The following is an 18,423-nucleotide window of genomic DNA, read 5'->3' on the forward strand; positions in this document are numbered from 1 at the left end:
CCGGGGTCAGGCGTTCAGGAAGACGCGGACCGTTTCTTCGAATTCACGCGGCTTTTCGGCATGGAGCCAATGGCCGGCGCCGGGCAGCTTTGCGAAACGCGCATGCGGAAACAGCGCGCGGATCGTTTCGCGATGTTCGGGGCGAACGTAATGGCTCTCGGCGCCGGTCAGGAACAGGGTCGGGCCGTCGAAATGGCCCTCCGTCCCCGGCCAGCCGATGATCTTTGGCATATCGCGTTCGAGGACATCGAGGTTGAGCCGCCATACCGGCCCGCCTGCCGCCTTGAGATCCAGAGATTGCAGGAAAAACGCCCGCAAGGCCGGGTCACCGACAAGCGCCTGGAGCCGCCGGTCGGCCTCGCCGCGTGAGGTAAGGCCGGTCAGATCCAGCCCTCGCATTGCGTGGATATGCGGGCTTTGATCGTGAGTATAAACGACCGGCGCAATATCGGCGACGATCAGGCGGCGGATCAGTGCGCCCTGCGTCAGCGCCAGCTGCATCGCCGCCTTGCCGCCCATCGAATGGCCCAGAAGATCGACCTTGCCGCCAAGGCTTTCAATCACTTCGGCAAGATCCCCTGCCATGGACGGGTAATCCTGGACCCCGGCGCGCGGGCTTTCGCCGTGGTTGCGCATGTCCACCGCCACCACATCGCGCCGGTCGGCCAGCCGGCGTGCAATCGCGCCCCAGTTGCGCGCCGAGCCAAACAGGCCATGCACAATCAGGAGCGGCACAGAGCCATCCGGGGCGGAAGCGGGGTGATGGACTGTTGCAAGCATGAACGTTTCCATATCGAAACGAATTGTCCCGAACCAGAGCTGTTGCGAAAACCGCCGGTAAAACGGATAGTTTCCGCAGATTGTGAGGACAGATCATGAGCGCGGTCACCATCCGCCAGATGGCCGGCAGGGTCGAAGAGCTGCTCGTCGAGCGGGTCGGCGCGCGTGGGCGCGATTTCGATCAGAAGCTGCGTCATGCCGGGCGCAGATTGCCGCGCCGCGTTCGCAAATCGGCAGCGGCGCTTGCCCAGGCGGCGGATATGACCCAAAACCCAAGGCTGCATGCGCAGATTGATGAGGGCTCTGTCGCCCGCGATTACGATATCTGTCTGCGCTACCTCTCACCGCTGGCGCGGGGAGAGGGGCGCCGGGGGCGCGGCAGTGTGCTTACCTCGATTGCCTTCTCGCTGATTGTGGTTGCAGCGGGGTTTGTGGGCTTTCTGTTGTGGCGCGGGCTGATCTGATCGCATCCCGGTTTGTGGCGCGGGGCAGCGGACGCCAGGGCGGGTAAAGCGCCTCGCGGCTGACCAGCGAGACCGTCACAAAGGCCACATAGAGCAACAGATACCAGGACCCGATCTTGGCAAAGCTGACGAGATGCTCCGGCCGCTGCCCGGCATAAAGCCAGGTGCCGGTCAGGGTACCGATATTCTCGGCAATCCAAAGCGCCAGTGATGACAGGAAGGCGGCAACCGGCAGCGGCATCCACCAGTCCCGGTCCGAGATGCGGAACCAGATCCGGGTGCGGCCGAACAAAAGCACCGTGGCGGCAAACAGGATGACACGGATATCGGGCAGGACGTGATGGCTGAAGAAATTCACATAGATCGCGCCCGCCAGTATCCAGGTCATCCAGAACCGTGGATAGGGGGCAAAGCGCATCTCAAAAATGCGGATCACCCGGACCATATAGCTGCCCACCGCCGCATACATGAAACCCGAGAACAGCGGCACGCCCATCAGCTTCAGCAGCCCCGCCTCGGGATAGGCCCATGACCCGGCGCCGACCTTGAACCATTCCATCGCGGTGCCGGTCAGGTGGAAGAGGAGGATAACACGCGCCTCGTCCCAGGTCTCGAGCCTGGTCCAGAGAAACAGGGCCTGGGTGGCAATCGCGAAGAGAAACAGGAAATCGTATCGCGCCAGCGCCCAGTCGGGGTGCCAGACCGCGCGGCTGACCAGGATTGCCACCAGCAACAACCCGCCAAACAGGCAGGCCCAACCCTGTTTCAGAACGAACATCACCAGCTCTGCGAGGCCATAGGGCAGGGCAGCGCGCACCCTTGTGCCCATACGGCGTTCAAGGCTGCGGGTGGTGCGGGGCTGCGGCGACATGATACCTGATACGAAAGGGCAGAACCGCCGCAGGATCCGCTGGCATAAGACCCTCTGCAAGGGGGGATTTCTGCCGCGCGGGCTGGCGCAGAACAGAAAAAGGCCGGGTGGAGCCCGGCCTTTTATCAGTGAAAGAAGCGGCTGATCAGAGCTTGCCGGCGTTCCAGAACAGGGTCTCGCCCGAACTGTCGTCGACGCCGTCATTATCGGTGACGATCCAGGCATTGCCCTCGTGATCGAATGCCAGACCCTCGACCTTGTCGACCACATAGCCATTGGTCAGCGATTTCAGCTCGGGGATCAGGTCGCGAACCTCTTCCTTGGCGATGACGGGCAGGGTCTCGCCCAGTTTCACCGGCTTCAGATCGGCCAGTTTCACGCGGAAGATCTTTTTCACCACCGCCGCATCGCCGATCAGATTGTCGCGTTCGATGACATAGGCATGATCGCCATGGACGGTCAGTTCCGACAGCCCCATCCAGCCCTCGCCCTTCGGCTCCAGCGGATATGCGACGGCGCTCCACTCTTTTGCGTCAAGGTCATAGGCCAGCAGCTTTACCTGACCCTTCGGATCATCGCCCCATTCGCGCTGCATCGCGACCCAGAGCACATTGCCGACTTTCGCGATCCCTTCGGCGCCGAAGCGGGTCTGATGCGCCAGCAATTCAACCGGCAGCGAGATCTCTTCCCTGATCTCGCCTTTCGCATTCACGCGCAGGATCGCATGAGGCACCAGTTTCTCGGCATTGCCCTCATTCGTCAGCCAGAACCCGCCTTCGCCATCCGAGGTCAGCCCTTCGATATCGAGCTTCTGCGCCGGCTGGCCGCCGCGCGTCACCACGGTCTGGGCGATGATCTTCGCGGGCTTTGAGGTGATGTCGATTTCGTAAATCGAGGGCATCGCGCTGTAGACACTGTCGGAGGCGGCAAAGAGACGGCCTTCGACGCCCTCAACCGAGGCCAGCGCACCAAGCGCACCCCAGCCGATCAGCGTCTCCGCCCCGGCAGAGGTCAGCATCGGATAGGCGGGCGCGGCATCGCTCAGCTCATAGATCATCACATGCGCCCGCGCGGCACCGTCTTCGCCCAGATCGGCCTCATTCGCGGTGACCAGCAGGTTGCGCGAAGGGATCGCCATGACGCCTTCGGGCGAGATGCCCGAGGGCAAAAGCTGGGTCAGTTTCGGGGCTGCAAGATCGGTTACATCATAGACCGCCGCGACCGACCCGCGTTCGGACAGCACGAAAAGATAGGGCGTGTCGCCGAAGCGGGCAAACTCCATGCCCTCCGGCTCGATCCCTTTGGCTTTCGAACGTTTCTCGGGGTAATGGCCGATCCCGATGATCGCATGTTCAAGGCTGTTGCCGGAATCCCAGACGATCGTGCCGTCCTTTTTCCAGATCGTGAATCCGCGCGAGCCGCCCTTCCAGTCGCCTTCGTTGGCGGTGGCGAAATGGTCATTGTCGATCCATTGCACGCCATCGGGTTCGCGCGGGATCGGGTCGGTTGTGGTGGTGAAATCCAGCTTGCCGTCGGTTTTTGTATCGACATTCTCCAGCACGACCTCGCCGGCAGAGAAATGCGAAGCGATCTGGCCGTCCGCGCCGATCACCACGATATGGTTGTTTTCCTGCAGCGTGACGACGATCTCACCGGCTGCATTGATATCGACGAATTCCGGTTCCGGATCTTCGCCGCCAACGTTCGCCAGGCCGGTCATGTCGATCTTTTGCAGATTCGCGCAATCGGGGGCGCCATCTTTCAGCGGCAGCTTCACCACATAGCCCGCCGGCATCTGCGGCAGCCCGCCATCGCCCAGGTCTTCGTCGCGCTCATTTTCGATCGCGACGGCGATAAAGCTTTCATCAGGGGCCACGGCGACCGAATCCGGCTGGCCGCCCAGATCGCAGGACCCGGTCTCGGTTGCCGTCGCAATATCGATGATCGCAAGACGGCCCGAAGGATTGGCATAGCTTTCCGAGGTATTGACGCCCACCACGGCCTTGTCGCCGATGATATAGGCTGTGGTCGGCTCGCCATGCAGGTCGATATTGCCAAGCGGTTTCGGGGCTTTGGCATCGGTGATGTCGATCAGGCCAACGCCGCCCAGCGGGCTGTCGGTATAGATCAGCGTGTTGCCGTCTTTCGAGACCGAGATGATCTCGGCCGAGGATTCGCGCGATTTGTCCTCGCCATCGGCCATATTGGCGATCACCGGGAAAGACGCGATGCGGTTGAAGCTCTGGGAGAGCGCCGGGCTGGCCAGCAGGGCGAAAACAGAAACTGCGGAAAGAAGGCGGGGGGACATGGCAGCACCTCAGGTCGTTGCGCCCTGTTCCCTAACCGTCGATTGCAACAGCGGGGTGAAGGTGGTTGTCGCCTTTCCTCAGAGCCATTTCTTCCAGCGGAAGAACAGCCAGGGCGCCACGGCCGAGACCACCATCATCACCAACGCCGCAGGATAGCCCCATTTCACCGCAAGTTCCGGCATATGTTCGAAATTCATGCCGTAGATGCTGGCGATCAGCGTCGGCGGCAGGAAGACGAACGCCACAACCGAGAAGACCTTGATGATGTCGGACTGGCGGATATTGATCACGCCCAGCGTCGCATCCAGCTGAAACCGCACTTTCTCTGCCTGAACCGCCGCCACTTCACGCAAGGACCGCACGTCATGGATCAGGCTTTTCAGCTGGTCGCGGTCGATGCCCTTAAGCGCCTCTTTCGCGGCCACAGCGCCGGGCACCGAAAGATAGCCCAGCACCCGCTGGATCGTCGAAAGGCTTTCATTGATCTTGCCGTTGCGGTCTTCGGCGGCGCCAATCCGGGTCACCACGCCCGACAGCGCATCGCTGGCTGCGTTGCGGCTGTCAAAGATCGTCTTTGACAGATCATCCAGCTGGCGGGCCTCGTTTTCCAGGATATCGGCAAGCCGGTCGACCATCGCCTCCATCAGCCCGAGCAGGGTCGCGATCCCGGTCGAACAGGGGGTGTCATGGCGCGCCGCCCAATCGGCGAAAAACGCGAAAGAACCGGGGCGGTGATAATGCACCGTCACCAGACGGGCGGGCTGCACCATGAAGGTCACCGGCCCGATCATGAGCTGCTTCATATCGGGCGAGGCGAGCACCTGGGCGGTCAGATACAGCACGCCATCCTCGACATAGATCCGCGACGATGGCTCGATTTCCTGCATATCCTCGCGGGTCGGGATGCCAAAGCCGAGCGCGTTCTCGATCAGGTCTTCCTCGGCATGGGTCGGCGCCTCGATGTCGATCCAGACCATATCGCGCAGGGCTGCAGTGGCGGCAGAGCTGTCCCCCGCCAGAACCGGCGTCTCGGGGCTGAGCCGGCCAAAGGTCGAAGGAATAAAGTTTTCCGGCGGGACGGAAGCCAGCCGCATGCCCTGGCTCTGGTAGCCTCTGATCATATCCGGACGTCCCTGTTTACTGCCAGCGCCCTGCGCCGGGATCAGCGGCGAGACTAGCGCCGCATCGTGGCAGAGAAAAGCCCGGGCCCGCCTTGCGGGTCCGGACTGTTGCTTCGGCTGTTTTGCGGGCCTGTGCGGGTCAGGCGGCCCTGGTTGCGCCCGGCTGGCCGTAAAAGGCCGTACCCTTTTCTGCCATCTCGCGCAGCAGGGCCGGGGCCTCGAAGCGGCGTCCGAATTGCGCAGTCAGCTCGCGGCAGATCTGCACGGCACGCGCCGCCCCGATAATGTCGAGCCAGCCGAATGGCCCGCCTGACCAGGGGGCAAACCCCCAGCCCAGGATCGCGCCGACATCGCCTTCGCGGATATCGGTCAGCACGCCTTCTTCCAGCGCCCGGACAGCCTCCAGCACCTGGGCCATCAACAGCCGGTGCTGCACATCGGCAAGCGAAAGCTGCACCTTGTCGGCGGGGTATTTCCTGGCCAGCCCTTCCCAGAGCCCCAGGCGTTCGCCTTTTTCGCTGTAATCGTAAAATCCGGCATTGGTCTTGCGGCCCAGCCGCCCCTGATCGGCCAGCCAGAAGATCACCCTGTCGACTGCCTCATCGGGGTAATCGGCGCCCATCGCGGCTTTGGTTGCTTTGGCGATCTTCACCCCAAGCTCGATCGAGGTCTCATCGACAAGCTGCAACGGCCCGAGCGGCATCCCCAGAAGTTTCGCGGCATTTTCGACCAGCGCCGGTTCGATGCCCTCGGCGACCATGCGGATGCCTTCGTTGATGTAAGGAATGATGCAGCGATTGGCGTAGAAGAAGCGCGCATCATTGACCACAATCGGCGTCTTGCGGAACTGGCGCACGAAATCGAGCGCTTTCGCCACCGCGCGGTCACCGGTTTTCTTGCCGCGAATGATCTCGACCAGCATCATCTTGTCGACAGGCGAGAAGAAATGAATGCCGATATAGTTTTCGGGCCGCGCGCTGGCGGCGGCCAGCCCGGTGATCGGCAGGGTCGAGGTATTGGTGGCGAGTATCACATCCGCACCCGCCGCCTCCTCGGCCAGTTTCGTGACACCGGCCTTGACTTTGGCGTCCTCGAATACCGCCTCGACGATCAGATCAACGCCGCGCAGCGCTGCGTAATCGGTGGTGGTGGTGATGCGCGACAGTACCTCGTCTTTTTGCGCGGGGCTGACCCTGCCGCGTTTGATCCCCTTGTCGAGCAGGCTCTCCGAATGCGCGCGGCCCCGATCTGCGGCCTCTTGCGTCGCGTCGATCAGCACAACCTCGATCCCTGCATTTGCGGCGACATAGGCGATGCCCGCGCCCATCATGCCCGCGCCCAGCACGCCCAGCCGTTTTACCGTCTGATCGGCGACTTTGGGCCGGTTCGCGCCCTTCTCAAGCGCCTCTTTATTGATGAACAAAGACCGGATCATCGCCGAGGAGGACGGGTTCATCAGCACAGAGGTAAACTGCCGCGCCTCGATCTTCAGGGCCTGGTCAAAGGGCACCAGCGATCCTTCATAGACCGCCGATAACAGCGCCTTCGCCGCCGGAAACACGCCTTGCGTCTTGCCATTCACCATGGCCGAGGCGCCGACAAAGGTCATGAACCCTGCCGGATGATAGGGCGCGCCGCCGGGGAATTTATACCCTTTGTCATCCCAGGGCTTCACCAGATCTGCGTCTTTCGCGGCCAGAACCCAGGCCTTTGCGGCCCCGATCAGATCATCCGCCGGCACGACCTCATCAATCAGCCCTGCCGCTTTCGCGCCTTTCGGATCCGAGAGCCTGCCTTCCAGCAGGATGGGTGCAGCCATCATCGCGCCAAGCTTCCGCGACACCCGCGTGGTGCCGCCGCCGCCGGGGAAAATGCCGACCTTGATCTCGGGCAGACCGATTTTCGCCTTCGGGTTATCAGCGGCAAAGATGCGATGGGTGGCCAGCGGCAGCTCCAGCCCGATGCCGAGCGCGGTGCCGGGCAGCGCCGCCACGATGGGTTTGGCCCCCTTCTTCGTCTTGAAATCCATGCCCGCGAGTTCGATCCTGCGCAGCACAGTATGCATCTGCATCACGCCGTCAAAGATCGCCCGGGCCCCCCCCGCCCGCATCCCCGCCAGCACATTCAGATCCATGCCGCCGGCGAAATCCTTCTTGCCCGAGGTGATCACCACCCCCTTCACGGCCGCGTCGGTCAGCGCCCGGTCGATCAGCGCATCAAGTTCGGCAAAGCCTGCCATCGACATGACATTCATCGATTTGCCGGGGGTATCCCAGGTGATGGTCGCCACGCCGTCCGCGTCGAGATCCCAGATGAAATCAGCCATTTTCCTCTCCCTCGGGCTGCCAGGGGCGCCCGTCCTTATGGGTGTAAACACAGGCGCCATCGGTGACAGTCAGCACCATGTCGACATCTGAACAGGTCACCACCTCTTCGCGCGCCTTCGCGCCGATGACGACGAACACCACCGGCGTATCGCCCCGGTTGATGAAGTGATGCCCGTCCGGCGCGCCAGCGGGAAAACCGGCGCAATCGCCCACGCGCATGATCTCTTCACCGTCATCGGTGATCATCACGCATTCGCCCGCCACCATCATGACGAACTCATCTTCCGTCCGGTGCCAGTGGCGTAAGCTCGACAGCGCCCCGGGTTTCAGCGTCACCAGATTGACGCCGAATTGCGTCAGCCCGGCGGCCTGCCCGAGCCGCAGGCTGGAGCGTCCCTCCATCATTTCAGCATAGGGCGGTGGGTAGAGGGAGCCGGTCCTGATCGGAACCTTTGTCAGATCGAGCTTTTTCATCAGACCCTCTCGATGATGGTGGCGGCGCCCATGCCGGATGCGATGCACAAAGTGGCAAGGCCGAGGGTCAGGTCGCGCCGCTCCATTTCATCCAGCAGGGTGCCGATGATGATCGCGCCCGAAGCGCCCAGCGGGTGCCCCATCGCGATTGCACCGCCATTAACGTTCACGCGATCGGGCGAGACGTTAAACGCCTGCATGAACCGCAAAACCACCGCGGCAAAGGCCTCATTGACCTCGAACAGGTCGATATCGCCGATTTTCAGGCCGGATTCTCTCAGGATTTTTTCCGTCACCGGCACAGGGCCGGTCAGCATGATCGTCGGGTCGGTGCCGATCTTCGCCGTCGCCCGGATCCGCGCGCGCGGCTTCAGCCCCTGTGCCCGGCCGAATTCGGCATTGCCGATCAGCACCGCCGCCGCGCCATCGACAATCCCCGATGAATTTCCGGCATGGTGGATATGGGTCACCCGCTCCAGTTCAGGGTATTTCATCAGGGCGACCCTGTCGAAGCCGGGCATCACCTCGCCGATGTCTCTGAAACTGGCTTTCAGCGCGCCCAGGGCCTCGGCGGTGGTGCCGGGGCGCATATATTCGTCATGATCGAGGATGGTGAGGCCGTTGATGTCACGGACCGGCACGATGGATTTCGCGAAACGCTGATCCGCCCAGGCCGCCGCCGCCCGGGCCTGGCTTTCTGCCGCCAGCTGGTCGGCCTGTTGCCGCGAAAAGCCGAATTTCGTCGCGATGATATCCGCCGAAATCCCCTGCGGCACGAAATGGGTTTTGAATGTCAGCGCCGGGTCCACCGCAATCGCGGCCCCGTCCGAGCCCATGGCGACCCGGCTCATCATTTCGACCCCGCCGGCGATATAGGCCTGTCCCGCACCTGCCTTCACCTGGTTGGCGGCAAGGTTCACCGCCTCCATGCCGCTGGCACAGAACCGGTTGATCGAGAGGCCGGGGATGGCCTCGTCCAGATCCGAGAGCAGCACCGCAGAGCGCGCCAGGCAGCCGCCCTGTTCCCCCACTTGCGTGACATTGCCCCAGATCACATCCTCGACCGCATGGCCTTGCAGCCCGTTACGGCTCTGCACCGCGTTCAGCATCTGCGCCGAAAGCGCGACCGAGGTGACCTCATGCAGCGCGCCATCCGGGCGCCCGCGCCCGCGCGGGCTGCGCAAGGCGTCATAGATATAAGCGTCAGTCATCGTCTTTCCTCCATCCGTCTCAGGCCGGACCTCTCACGGGCCGTCACAATCGCAGGGCGGGTCGCAGTCCGGTGTCGATTTCCGACCATGACAGCCACTTGCCCCGTCGGGGCCGGAAGGGGCAGGGATCGCTTTCGCAGCCATTCCGGCCTCGGTCTGATGTCGTTTTCCTGTTCATCTTCTTGTCTTTGGTGGATTTGCGCAATGATACCGCTGCGTCACGACAGTTCGTAAAACGCATGCGGAGGAGCGGCAGCGCGGACAAGAGTGCCCTGATTGCCGGCCCTCTGTGCGCGTATCTTCGGAGGCTTAAGGCCTGGGAAGAAGAGAAAGGGCCGGAGGTTGTGCCTTTCGGGACGAAGCAGAGGAAGGTGAAGCGGGGCGTGTAGCCCTGAAGAAGGTGCTGCTCTTCTTCGGTCTTCATCCTCCCTTCTTCCCCATATTTATACCCGTTACCCCCCGGTCCTATATCTCCATGCACCAGGCCAGAGAGTGGCTTATTTAGGATAACATGCTGATACAGAAATATTTTAGTTGAGAGATGTGGGGAATATGCGCGATCAAACTGATCTGTCCAGCTTACACCCTCTGCCTTACCTCTGTTATTTCTTTTCTCCCTTACATGAACCAGATTTTGCAGAGGGCAACCTGTGCTTGCAATGAAACGTCAGGGGCACCGGTTGGCACCGGTCGGCGCACCCTGGGATTTGCAAGACTCGTCTGATCGGATATGAATGGGGTGGGCAGCCGTCGCCGAATGAATACCTGGGGGCAGCAATACTGCAGGGCGGAATTTTGCCATATTACAGCGAAAGAGAATGGTTTTATTTGACGTAACAGGGGGTTGATAGAGTTACGTATAATGAGATGATTTCACTGCAGAACCGCTACAAGCTTTGCAAAAGGAAAGTGCCGACATGGTGCAGGTGACTGTTCCCCCTTCGGAAGTGGCATATGAAGTGGTTGATGTATCGGATCTGGGGGCAATGCTCCTGGCGCGATCCCCGAAAGTTCTGGGAGCGACGATAGAAATCGCTGTCCCCGGCACAGGACCTCAGCGGTTGCCGGTACGGGTTCTTGCGGCGCCGCGTGGGGATCTGACTGGCGTAGCGCTGGTGGTGGCGTTCCATGGCGGGGTCAACCGGGAAAAGATGAAGATTCCGGCATTTGACGGTCGCTTCATCCTGTCGGCTCCGGATCGGCGCGAGACGATTTTATTGTCGATTGCCGACCCGTCACTTGCGATGGCGGATGATCTCGCGGCCTGTTTTTTTGCCGGAAATCACCTTGGTGACACGCCCGCGCAGATTACTGCCGTGATACGGTCGGTCGCAGAAAGCATCAAACCCGAGCGGATCATCTTTGTCGGAGGATCCGCCGGCGGCCATCCAGCGCTTTTGCAGGCGAGCCGCTTCGAGGACAGCATCGCAGTCCTGTGTAACCCTTTGACCAACATATCAATCTATTATCAACCTACCGTTCGTCGCTATTATGAGATCTGCTGGCCCGACCTTTCCATCGAGGAGATCGAAAGCCGGATCATGACCGATGCCTCAATTGTTCTTGGGCCCAGGATGGCCGGAAAAGTGCTTTGGTTGCAAAATGCGACCGATCATCACATCACCAATCAGACCCTGCCAGCGCTGGCGAGGCTGAACAATCCGCAAAAGCTCATGTTCCTCAGCACCTTTCTGCCCGGCCTTGTCGGTCACAGCTTTGATCCGGCCCTCTGGGCGCTTTGGGTCAGGGCGGCGGTAGAAGCTCCGGACGCCAGTCTGGTCGGGATCGCAGGCTATTTTACGACGATGCAGGAACGGATTGCCGCGCCCGCTGCGGGCAGGGGTGGCAAGACAAAGCCGGCTGATCCGCGCCAGATTAATATCGCAGACCGCATTGCCGCCTGGGTAAAGGAGATCAGGGCATGAGCCACCCTTACTCGGATCTGCCGGAACGAGCCTATTGGCGCGCAGCCGTTGGGGGGCGTCATTACGCCGACCTTAAGGACCTGGCCGAGCCGATCCCTGTGCCCGAGGGTGCGCAGATTGCCACGGCAGGCAGTTGTTTTGCCCAACATATCGGACGCCATCTGCGCCTGCGCGGTCAGGGCTATCTGGACATGGAGCCCGCGCCTGATTTCCTGACTGAAGCAGAGGCCCGACAGAATGGGTATGGTCTGTTCACCTGCCGCTATGGCAATGTCTATACGGCCCGGCAGCTCTTGCAGCTGACGCAGGAGGCAATGGGCCTGCGGCAGCCGCTGGATATTGTCTGGCCATTGGGTCAGCGCCATGTCGATGCGCTGCGCCCTTCGGTTGATCCGGTCGGCCATGCGCAGGCGGCGGATGTGCTGGCGTTGCGGGCCATGCATCTGCGGGCGGTGCTCGATATGCTCAAAACGCTGGATGTGATGGTCTTCACGCTGGGCCTGACCGAGGCCTGGCGCGACCGCCGCGATGGCACGGTTTATCCGACTGCGCCCGGAACCGTGGCAGGAGTCTATGATCCGCAAATCCACGAATTCGTCAATTTCAGCTATGCAGATGTGCTCGCGGATCTGACCGAGTTCCGCAAGCTTTTGCACAGCATCAACCCGCGGGGGCAGATGATCCTGACGGTGTCGCCGGTGCCGCTGGCGGCGACGGCATCGGGCGGGCACGTACTTGTCGCGACCGGCCAGTCGAAGGCGACTTTGCGTGCTGTCGCGGGGGACCTTGCCCGCAGTCATGAGGATATCTTTTACTTTCCCTCCTACGAGATCATTTCCTCTCATCCAGCACGGGGGATGTTCTTCGAACCGGACCTGAGGAATGTAAACGATTTCGGTGTCAGTCTGGTCATGCAGCATTTCTTCGGCGCTTTGGGCGCGCAGCCGGGTGTGGTCAATGACACGTCAGCGCCAGACACTCCGATTTGCGACGAGAGCCGCCTTGACGTTTCTGCTCTTTGATGGCGCGCTGCACCCGGAGGTCATCTGGTAATCCTCCCCGTTTTAACGGGGCCCAGAAGTAGACTTCAGGCAGCCATCTTCAGTTGTCTCGAGCGGGTGTGATGCCGCCGATGCCCATGTTGGGGCGCTCATTGTTGTAAGTCCATAGCCAGTCGGTTGCGATCTCCTGCGCCTCCTCGATGGTTTCAAAGATGTATAGGTCCAGCCATTCATTGCGGACTGTCCTGTTGTAACGCTCGACATATATCGAGCCCGAACGCCATGCGTTCGAGTGAGGGCGAGATGGTTCTGCTGGGGCTGCCCGGGCTGGATGTGGTTCAGGGCGATGCCCTGCTTCTCGGCCCAGATCATCAGCGTGGAGCTGATGTATTCAGGGCCATTGTCGACCCTGATGGCTAGGGGCTTTCCGCGCCACTCGATGATCTGATTGAGGGACCGGACCACCCGCTCAGCCGGGAGCGAGAAGTCGACCTCAATGCCCAGCCCCTCACGGTTGAAGTCGTCCAGCACTTTCAGAAGCCGGAACTGGCGGCCGTCGGCCAAGCGGTCAGCCATGAAGTCCATTGACCAGACGGTATTCGGGGCCTTTGGGACACTGAGCGCATCGGGTTTGTCGCGCTTGATCCTCCGGCGGGGCTTGATCCGCAGGTTCAGTTCCAGCGCGCAATAGATCCGATGGATGCGCTTGTGATTCCACGGGTGCCCCTGGACGTTGCGCATATGCAGGAAACATAGCCCAAAGCCCCAGGTCCGGTGGGCCTTTGTCAGCCCTTCAAGAAGGTCTGCGATGAACTCGTTCTCGGCATCGCGCTTCGGGCTGTAGCGAAAGCAGGTCTCGCTGACGCCAAATGCCCGACAGGCCAGCGCGATGCTCACCCCCTTCGTCGCCACAGCCTTCTCGGCCAGCTCCCGGCGTTGAGCTGGCCGCGTCATTTTTTTCCAAGCGCTTCCTTGAGCAGTTCGGCCTGCATGCTCAGGTCGGCAAACATGCGCTTCAGCCGCCGGTTCTCGTCTTCAAGCGCCTTCATCTGGCTCATCATCGACGCATCCATGCCGCCATACTTCGAGCGCCATTTGTAAAAGCTCGCTGTGCTGATCCCGTTGTTCGCTACAATCGATCCCCCGGATCGATTGTGAACGCTCCAACCCCGGCAAAGTTCAGGCACGGCCACGCCGCTCTCGGCCTGACGAAGCACAGCCATGATCTGCGGCTCGGTGAAACGGCTCTTTCTCATTCGAATCTCCTCAGCTCACGCTACGAGAAAATTCTACTTATGCAGCCCCTTAACCATGGGGAGGATTACCCGTCGATCTCGATGACAAGCTCACCTGATGCGCGGAGTTGTTGAGCCCAAGCGCGACGGAAGAAGGTTTTGCCGTGTCCAAATCCCGCCTCGATCGAGATAACCTTTGAGTCGTCAATGGATTTGATCAGGCTCGTGACGGTATCCCCAATAGCCGCAAAGCCGAGACCATCGTCTTTCCAGGGGGCTGCCGCACCTTCAAGGTCTTTCATCTGCTTCGCTCCTGCCAGTCAGAAGGCAACGTTAGGTGTCGCCGGGATTTTCGCAAGCAGAGGACAAGCAGATATCTTCTCGCGGAGACCTCTCTGGGGCTCTCACGACCCGGCGTGGTCTTCCATAGCACCCGGAAGTGGTTCGTGACCCAGTGCGAACGGGCGGGCGTCCCGGAGCATTTCACCGCGTCTATCGTCGGCCACCAGTCGGCAAGGTCGGAGAACCGCATGACCTACGGCATCTATTCCGCCGGGATCAGCGACGAGCAGAAGCGGGAGATCGTGGAACGGGTGGGCCTGCTGCCATGCCATTGATACCTGACATTGATGCTTTCGAGGAACGGGCCGCGATCATGCAATATGATGGCGGCCTTTCTCGTTCCTTGGCCGAAGATCGGGCGGCTCAGGCGCAGGGCTTTCGGGATGCTGAGCATTTCCGCGAGATTCTGGCAGACTATGTCGTGACGCGCAGGCTGGGGGGCGGAAATGACTGAAACAGCGCAGCAATGGCCGGATTGACGCGGCGGTGGCCTCTGCAATGGCAGTATCCCGCGCCGTGACCGCCCATAACAAGAAATCCCGCTATGACGACCCGGACGTTCTGGGCCTGACCACGATTTAATGAGGTAATGAGTATGTCCGACGCCGATATGATGGGGCTGATTATCAAGCTGGAAGCGCAGACGCGCAACTTGCAACGCGACTTTGCCCGCGCCAATGCCATTCAGGCGCGGGCATCGCGCCAAATGGAACAGAAGGCAAAGCAATCTGCCGATCAGATCGCCAAGACCTATGAGGGCATGGGTTCGCGCATCGGTGCGGTGTTCAAGACAAGGATGGCCGGGATTGCCGGAACTGTCGCGGGCATCGGCGTTGCGGGTGGCGCAGCGGCTATCCAGCGGCAGGTGGGTGCCCTGGCTGATCTTGGTAACGAGGCCAAACGCGCCGGGATTGGTGTTGAAGCCTTTCAGGAATGGAAGTTCGTCGCGGAACAGAACCGCATCGGAATTGATGCCCTGACCGATGGGTTCAAGGAACTGCATATCCGGGCGGGCGAGTTCTTCCTTGATGGCACCGGGGCCGGTGCCGAGGCGTTCAAGAAATTGGGCTATTCCGCCGAGGAGCTGAAAGAGAAGCTGAAAGACCCCTCTGACCTGATGGTGGAAATCCTCGGGCGCCTTGGGAAGCTGGATCAGGCCAGCCAGTCCTTCCTTCTGGAAGAAATCTTTGGCGGTGCCGGTGGCGAACAGTTTTCTGCCCTTCTCGGGCAGGGTGAAGCCGCCTTGCGCCAGACCATGCAGCGCGCCCGCGAAACCGGCAGCGTCATGGACGAACAGCTTATCCGCAAGGCGCAAGACCTTGACCGGCGCTGGAACGAACTGACCACGACTGTCGGGAACTGGTTCAAGGGTTTTGCTGTCGGTGCTGCCGATACCGTGGCCGGGCTTGTCGGTATCAGGTCCGAGGTTGACGCCCTTTTGCAAGATGAAGGCCGCGCCCGCACGATCCTTGGCAACGAGGTTTACAACCGGATTCAGGAATCCAAACGGCTGAGCGAGGATCAGAAGCGCGCAATCGGTGATCTGGCCGGGGCGATGCAAAGCACGATCCCGGTGGCGCGGCAGATGGCATCCGTCTTTACCGGGATTGCCGCCACTATGCGCGAGAGCAACCCGCAACTGGCTTCCGATCTGGATGCGCCCGCTGGCAATATGGAAGCCTTGGTGTTCCAGTTTGAAAACGGGATGATTGAGGCCGACGAATTTCAGGCCAAGATGGGTGATCTGATCGCAGACGCCCGCACCTCCACCGCTGAACTGACCAAGATTGATGATGTTGGCTTTGCCACGGTGATTGGTGGCCTTGAAAAGCTGGCCGAAATGCTTGGCTTTGTAGCGCAGAAAGGGCGCGAGGCGCGGGCTTCACTGCCTGCGGGCGTCACCACCGGAACGCCTATCCAAGGCGGCGCGGATGCGAACATGCCGCCGACCTTTGATAGCTACATGCCGACCAGCCCGAGGCCCGGCGCACGTCCTGAGAACTGGCAGGCCGATATGGATGGCGATGGCATCCCCGATGCCCTGCAAGACGACAAGGGCGCGAAGGGTGGCAAAGGCGGCGGCGGGCGTTCGCAGGGTGAGTTTGCCCGTGCTGTCGAAAGCCTGAACCGGGAACGCGCTGCGCTGGAAGCTGAAGCTGTCGCGCTGATCGCGGCCAAAGAGGCAGGCACCGAATACGGTGATGCTCTGGAATACGCCCGGACCCGTGCGGAACTTCTGAACGCGGCGCAGCAGGCCGGAAAGCAGATCACGCCCGAACTGACCGCCGAGATTGACCGGCTGGCGCAGGCGCAGGTTCAGGCCGGGAACGCCGCCGACAAGGCAGCCAAAGACCTTGAACAGGTTCAGGAACGCGGGAAGCGTGGTGCCGAGGCGCTGACCGATGTCTTTATGTCGGTGCTGGATGGCAGCATGTCCGCCGAGGAAGCGTTAGGTCAGCTTCTCTTGCAGATGGCGAAAGTTCAGGCACAGAAGGCGCTTATGGGCATGTTTGAGGGAACCGGCGTGGCTGATTTTGTCGGTGGCCTTCTCGGGTTCGCAGATGGCGGCTTCACCGGGGCCGGTGGCAAATATGAACCAGCTGGCGTGGTCCATAAGGGCGAGTATGTGTTTTCCGCCGAGACGGTGAAACGCCTCGGGGCTGACAACCTTGATAGACTCCACCAGAGCGCCCATAAAGGCTATGCCAGCGGCGGGCTGGTGGGGGTGATGGCGGAAAGATTGCAAGGGCCTCTGGTGAGTCTCTGCGCGAGTCTGCGGGGGCATTGACACCGGCTATCACCATCAACAGCCCGATCACGGTAAACGGCAGCGCCGGAACGCCCGAGCAGAACGCCGATCTGGCGAAGCAGGTGGCGCGGGAAACCGAAGCCGGGATGCGGGCGCTGATCCAGACTGAGCTGGTTCGGCAGATGCGCCCGGGTGGGATGCTGCGCGGCTGATCTGACCGGGGAAGGGAAGCGGGCGCAGCCCGCGACCACCCGGGGATAGCATGGAATAAAACTGCACGTTACGTATATTATATGTATCTTGTTAAGTTCAGATAACACTTAAAACGTATACTCTATACGGGCAGTTTTATTCCATCCTCTCCCCGGTCCGAGACAGGGTTGCGCGCCCTGAAAACAGAACTGCGTAACGGGCACAATTATTCCATTCTCGCTTCCGGCGCGGGATTCGGTAACGTGCATTTTTATTCCATATACACGTTTACAAGTATGACTGTTCGACCTAGATTCTTTGCAGTCCCTGTCCTGTGAGGTTTCCATGTCCTTCATGCTTCAACTGCCCGATGAACGCGGCGAACAGCTTCGGTTGATCGCTGCGGCGAAAAATACGACCATTCCCGAACTGATCGGTGCCCTTGTCCGGGCCGAGATCGAGGCGGGCACCATCCCGGCCAATGTGCCAGGCATCGACGTTGCCACCACCGGCCCGGAAATCACCATCCGCGCCGCCAATGGTTTTGAGGCGACCATTCCGACCAGCGAAGGCCCGACCCTTGCCGACCTGTTGAAACAGTCCGGTCCTGCCGATCTGGAACGCAAGAAGCGCTGGATTGAGGGGCTGGCGAAGCTGACCGGCGTCAAGGTGAAGCGGATGGGCGCTGGCATGAAGCTGGTTTCACCGATCACCGGCAAAGAATACCCACTGGCCTTCGGTGTGGCGGCTGATCTGGGCGGCCAGATCGAGCGCACCGTCCAATAAGAACAGGGGCCGCCGCGCCAACGGTGAACCCCTGTAAAGCCTTCTTATCGCTAGGAAGATCATATGCGGAATCCCGCTGAATCACAAGATGAAGATGATGATGGCCCTATCTGGGAACCCGTCAAGCTGACCCCCTATGACCGCCGCCGGATCGAGTTGCGCGACCTTGAAGCGAAGCGCGATGCTATCCAGTCGAAAGCGGAATTAACCGGCGACGACCAGCGGCAGTTGGCGTTACTCGCCCCGCTGATCGACAAGGCGCAGGCCCGCTTTGACCGCGAGGGCAAGCGGGCGCTTGATGATACGTTCCGCAAGCGGCGCGGCATTGATGAATGGCGGGCTGGTGCAGGCCGAGACGAATACAACGCCGCCCGGCGCAGCCGCGAGACGCCGAACGCCGATCTGTCTGACCTCACGCCGGATCAGAAGAAGCGCCGGAAGCTGGATCAGGTTGCGGATAATCGCTGGATGAAGCGCTGCCGGGATAATGGCTGGCCCGAGCCGCGTATTCAGGCTGAGCTTATGGTCCGCGTCCGCCAGCGCGAGGAAGATCGAGCCGAGAAAGTGACTGAGGATGCGACCGAAGCAGCGATGCGCGACAACCCGACTTTCGGCATGTTCTGACCTGAACCTTAG

The 18,423-nt window shown here is 61.0% G+C and carries 17 protein-coding genes and 1 pseudogene; 9 read left to right on the plus strand and 9 right to left on the minus strand.

What is annotated here, in order from left to right; all coding sequences use genetic code 11:
* Positions 1-6 precede the first annotated feature (6 nt).
* Positions 7-780, minus strand: coding sequence for an alpha/beta fold hydrolase (locus BLW25_RS00720; RefSeq protein WP_092901220.1), 774 nt, complete (start codon positions 778-780; stop codon positions 7-9).
* Between the two features lie 95 nt (positions 781-875).
* Between BLW25_RS00720 and BLW25_RS00725 the strand changes: the two genes are divergently transcribed.
* The gene (locus BLW25_RS00725) at positions 876-1,244 is read left to right on the plus strand and encodes a hypothetical protein (RefSeq protein WP_092895459.1); all 369 of its coding nucleotides are present in this window, start codon (positions 876-878) and stop codon (positions 1,242-1,244) included.
* On the opposite strand, the gene BLW25_RS00730 is transcribed toward BLW25_RS00725, so the two are convergent.
* The 6 genes from BLW25_RS00730 to BLW25_RS00755 all read right to left on the minus strand — a co-directional run bounded on the left by BLW25_RS00730 (position 1,168) and on the right by BLW25_RS00755 (position 9,557).
* The gene (locus BLW25_RS00730) at positions 1,168-2,115 is read right to left on the minus strand and encodes a DUF817 domain-containing protein (protein WP_253188138.1); all 948 of its coding nucleotides are present in this window, start codon (positions 2,113-2,115) and stop codon (positions 1,168-1,170) included. The two genes, BLW25_RS00725 and BLW25_RS00730, sit on opposite strands and share 77 nt — an antisense overlap.
* A gap of 145 nt (positions 2,116-2,260) precedes the next feature.
* Positions 2,261-4,423, minus strand: a complete 2,163-nt coding sequence (locus tag BLW25_RS00735) for an esterase-like activity of phytase family protein (protein WP_092895461.1) — start codon at positions 4,421-4,423, stop codon at positions 2,261-2,263.
* 78 nt (positions 4,424-4,501) lie between these two features.
* Entirely contained in the window at positions 4,502-5,545 is a 1,044-nt protein-coding gene (locus tag BLW25_RS00740) for a magnesium transporter CorA family protein (protein ID WP_092895463.1), read from the minus strand.
* Positions 5,546-5,684: 139 nt separating this feature from the next.
* Positions 5,685-7,871: a 3-hydroxyacyl-CoA dehydrogenase NAD-binding domain-containing protein gene (locus BLW25_RS00745; RefSeq protein ID WP_092895465.1), complete on the minus strand. Its 2,187-nt coding sequence runs from the start codon at positions 7,869-7,871 to the stop codon at positions 5,685-5,687.
* Positions 7,864-8,346 carry a cupin domain-containing protein gene (locus tag BLW25_RS00750; RefSeq protein ID WP_092895467.1) on the minus strand — a complete coding sequence of 161 codons (483 nt, stop codon included), beginning with the start codon at positions 8,344-8,346 and terminating at the stop codon, positions 7,864-7,866. Before BLW25_RS00750 ends, BLW25_RS00745 begins: the two co-directional genes overlap by 8 nt.
* Positions 8,346-9,557 carry an acetyl-CoA C-acetyltransferase gene (locus tag BLW25_RS00755; RefSeq protein WP_092895469.1) on the minus strand — a complete coding sequence of 404 codons (1,212 nt, stop codon included), beginning with the start codon at positions 9,555-9,557 and terminating at the stop codon, positions 8,346-8,348. Before BLW25_RS00755 ends, BLW25_RS00750 begins: the two co-directional genes overlap by 1 nt.
* Before the next feature lie 1,061 nt (positions 9,558-10,618).
* Here BLW25_RS00755 and BLW25_RS00760 point away from each other — a divergent pair.
* Both BLW25_RS00760 and BLW25_RS00765 read left to right on the plus strand, forming a co-directional pair.
* On the plus strand, positions 10,619-11,482 hold the full coding sequence (locus BLW25_RS00760) for a hypothetical protein (RefSeq protein ID WP_143040407.1): 864 nt from the start codon (positions 10,619-10,621) through the stop codon (positions 11,480-11,482).
* Positions 11,479-12,504 (plus strand): GSCFA domain-containing protein, encoded by a 1,026-nt coding sequence (locus BLW25_RS00765; RefSeq protein WP_092895473.1) that lies wholly within the window; start codon positions 11,479-11,481, stop codon positions 12,502-12,504. Before BLW25_RS00760 ends, BLW25_RS00765 begins: the two co-directional genes overlap by 4 nt.
* Before the next feature lie 65 nt (positions 12,505-12,569).
* On the opposite strand, the pseudogene BLW25_RS00770 reads toward BLW25_RS00765, so the two are convergent.
* Both BLW25_RS00770 and BLW25_RS00775 read right to left on the minus strand, forming a co-directional pair.
* A pseudogene (locus tag BLW25_RS00770) lies at positions 12,570-13,739 on the minus strand (IS3 family transposase).
* Positions 13,740-13,804: 65 nt separating this feature from the next.
* The gene (locus BLW25_RS00775) at positions 13,805-14,020 is read right to left on the minus strand and encodes a hypothetical protein (protein WP_092895475.1); all 216 of its coding nucleotides are present in this window, start codon (positions 14,018-14,020) and stop codon (positions 13,805-13,807) included.
* Between the two features lie 144 nt (positions 14,021-14,164).
* Between BLW25_RS00775 and BLW25_RS00780 the strand changes: the two genes are divergently transcribed.
* The 6 genes from BLW25_RS00780 to BLW25_RS00800 all read left to right on the plus strand — a co-directional run bounded on the left by BLW25_RS00780 (position 14,165) and on the right by BLW25_RS00800 (position 18,411).
* Entirely contained in the window at positions 14,165-14,335 is a 171-nt protein-coding gene (locus BLW25_RS00780; protein ID WP_253188140.1) for a hypothetical protein, read from the plus strand.
* Positions 14,326-14,514, plus strand: a complete 189-nt coding sequence (locus BLW25_RS00785) for a hypothetical protein (protein WP_092895477.1) — start codon at positions 14,326-14,328, stop codon at positions 14,512-14,514. Before BLW25_RS00780 ends, BLW25_RS00785 begins: the two co-directional genes overlap by 10 nt.
* 141 nt (positions 14,515-14,655) lie before the next feature.
* Positions 14,656-16,848, plus strand: a complete 2,193-nt coding sequence (locus BLW25_RS00790; RefSeq protein WP_092895479.1) for a phage tail tape measure protein — start codon at positions 14,656-14,658, stop codon at positions 16,846-16,848.
* Complete coding sequence (locus BLW25_RS24175; RefSeq protein WP_171909440.1) at positions 16,845-17,021, plus strand: hypothetical protein; 177 nt, start codon at positions 16,845-16,847, stop codon at positions 17,019-17,021. The genes BLW25_RS00790 and BLW25_RS24175 overlap by 4 nt, the downstream gene beginning before the upstream one ends.
* Before the next feature lie 325 nt (positions 17,022-17,346).
* Positions 17,347-17,787, plus strand: coding sequence for a hypothetical protein (locus BLW25_RS00795; protein ID WP_092895481.1), 441 nt, complete (start codon positions 17,347-17,349; stop codon positions 17,785-17,787).
* A gap of 63 nt (positions 17,788-17,850) precedes the next feature.
* Positions 17,851-18,411: a hypothetical protein gene (locus BLW25_RS00800; RefSeq protein WP_092895483.1), complete on the plus strand. Its 561-nt coding sequence runs from the start codon at positions 17,851-17,853 to the stop codon at positions 18,409-18,411.
* The last annotated feature ends 12 nt before the right edge of the window (positions 18,412-18,423 follow it).

Source organism: Rhodobacter sp. 24-YEA-8 (assembly GCF_900105075.1).
GTDB lineage: Bacteria > Pseudomonadota > Alphaproteobacteria > Rhodobacterales > Rhodobacteraceae > Pseudogemmobacter.

What these genes read in the sequence shown, in the direction of transcription:
- BLW25_RS00720 (WP_092901220.1), bottom strand. Translation starts at nt 780, where the DNA reads ATGCTTGCAACAGTCCATCACCCCGCTTCCGCCCCGGATGGCTCTGTG.
- BLW25_RS00725 (WP_092895459.1), top strand. Translation starts at nt 876, where the DNA reads ATGAGCGCGGTCACCATCCGCCAGATGGCCGGCAGGGTCGAAGAGCTG.
- BLW25_RS00730 (WP_253188138.1), bottom strand. Translation starts at nt 2,115, where the DNA reads ATGTCGCCGCAGCCCCGCACCACCCGCAGCCTTGAACGCCGTATGGGC.
- BLW25_RS00735 (WP_092895461.1), bottom strand. Translation starts at nt 4,423, where the DNA reads ATGTCCCCCCGCCTTCTTTCCGCAGTTTCTGTTTTCGCCCTGCTGGCC.
- BLW25_RS00740 (WP_092895463.1), bottom strand. Translation starts at nt 5,545, where the DNA reads ATGATCAGAGGCTACCAGAGCCAGGGCATGCGGCTGGCTTCCGTCCCG.
- BLW25_RS00745 (WP_092895465.1), bottom strand. Translation starts at nt 7,871, where the DNA reads ATGGCTGATTTCATCTGGGATCTCGACGCGGACGGCGTGGCGACCATC.
- BLW25_RS00750 (WP_092895467.1), bottom strand. Translation starts at nt 8,346, where the DNA reads ATGAAAAAGCTCGATCTGACAAAGGTTCCGATCAGGACCGGCTCCCTC.
- BLW25_RS00755 (WP_092895469.1), bottom strand. Translation starts at nt 9,557, where the DNA reads ATGACTGACGCTTATATCTATGACGCCTTGCGCAGCCCGCGCGGGCGC.
- BLW25_RS00765 (WP_092895473.1), top strand. Translation starts at nt 11,479, where the DNA reads ATGAGCCACCCTTACTCGGATCTGCCGGAACGAGCCTATTGGCGCGCA.
- BLW25_RS00775 (WP_092895475.1), bottom strand. Translation starts at nt 14,020, where the DNA reads ATGAAAGACCTTGAAGGTGCGGCAGCCCCCTGGAAAGACGATGGTCTC.
- BLW25_RS00785 (WP_092895477.1), top strand. Translation starts at nt 14,326, where the DNA reads ATGCCATTGATACCTGACATTGATGCTTTCGAGGAACGGGCCGCGATC.
- BLW25_RS00790 (WP_092895479.1), top strand. Translation starts at nt 14,656, where the DNA reads ATGTCCGACGCCGATATGATGGGGCTGATTATCAAGCTGGAAGCGCAG.
- BLW25_RS00795 (WP_092895481.1), top strand. Translation starts at nt 17,347, where the DNA reads ATGTCCTTCATGCTTCAACTGCCCGATGAACGCGGCGAACAGCTTCGG.
- BLW25_RS00800 (WP_092895483.1), top strand. Translation starts at nt 17,851, where the DNA reads ATGCGGAATCCCGCTGAATCACAAGATGAAGATGATGATGGCCCTATC.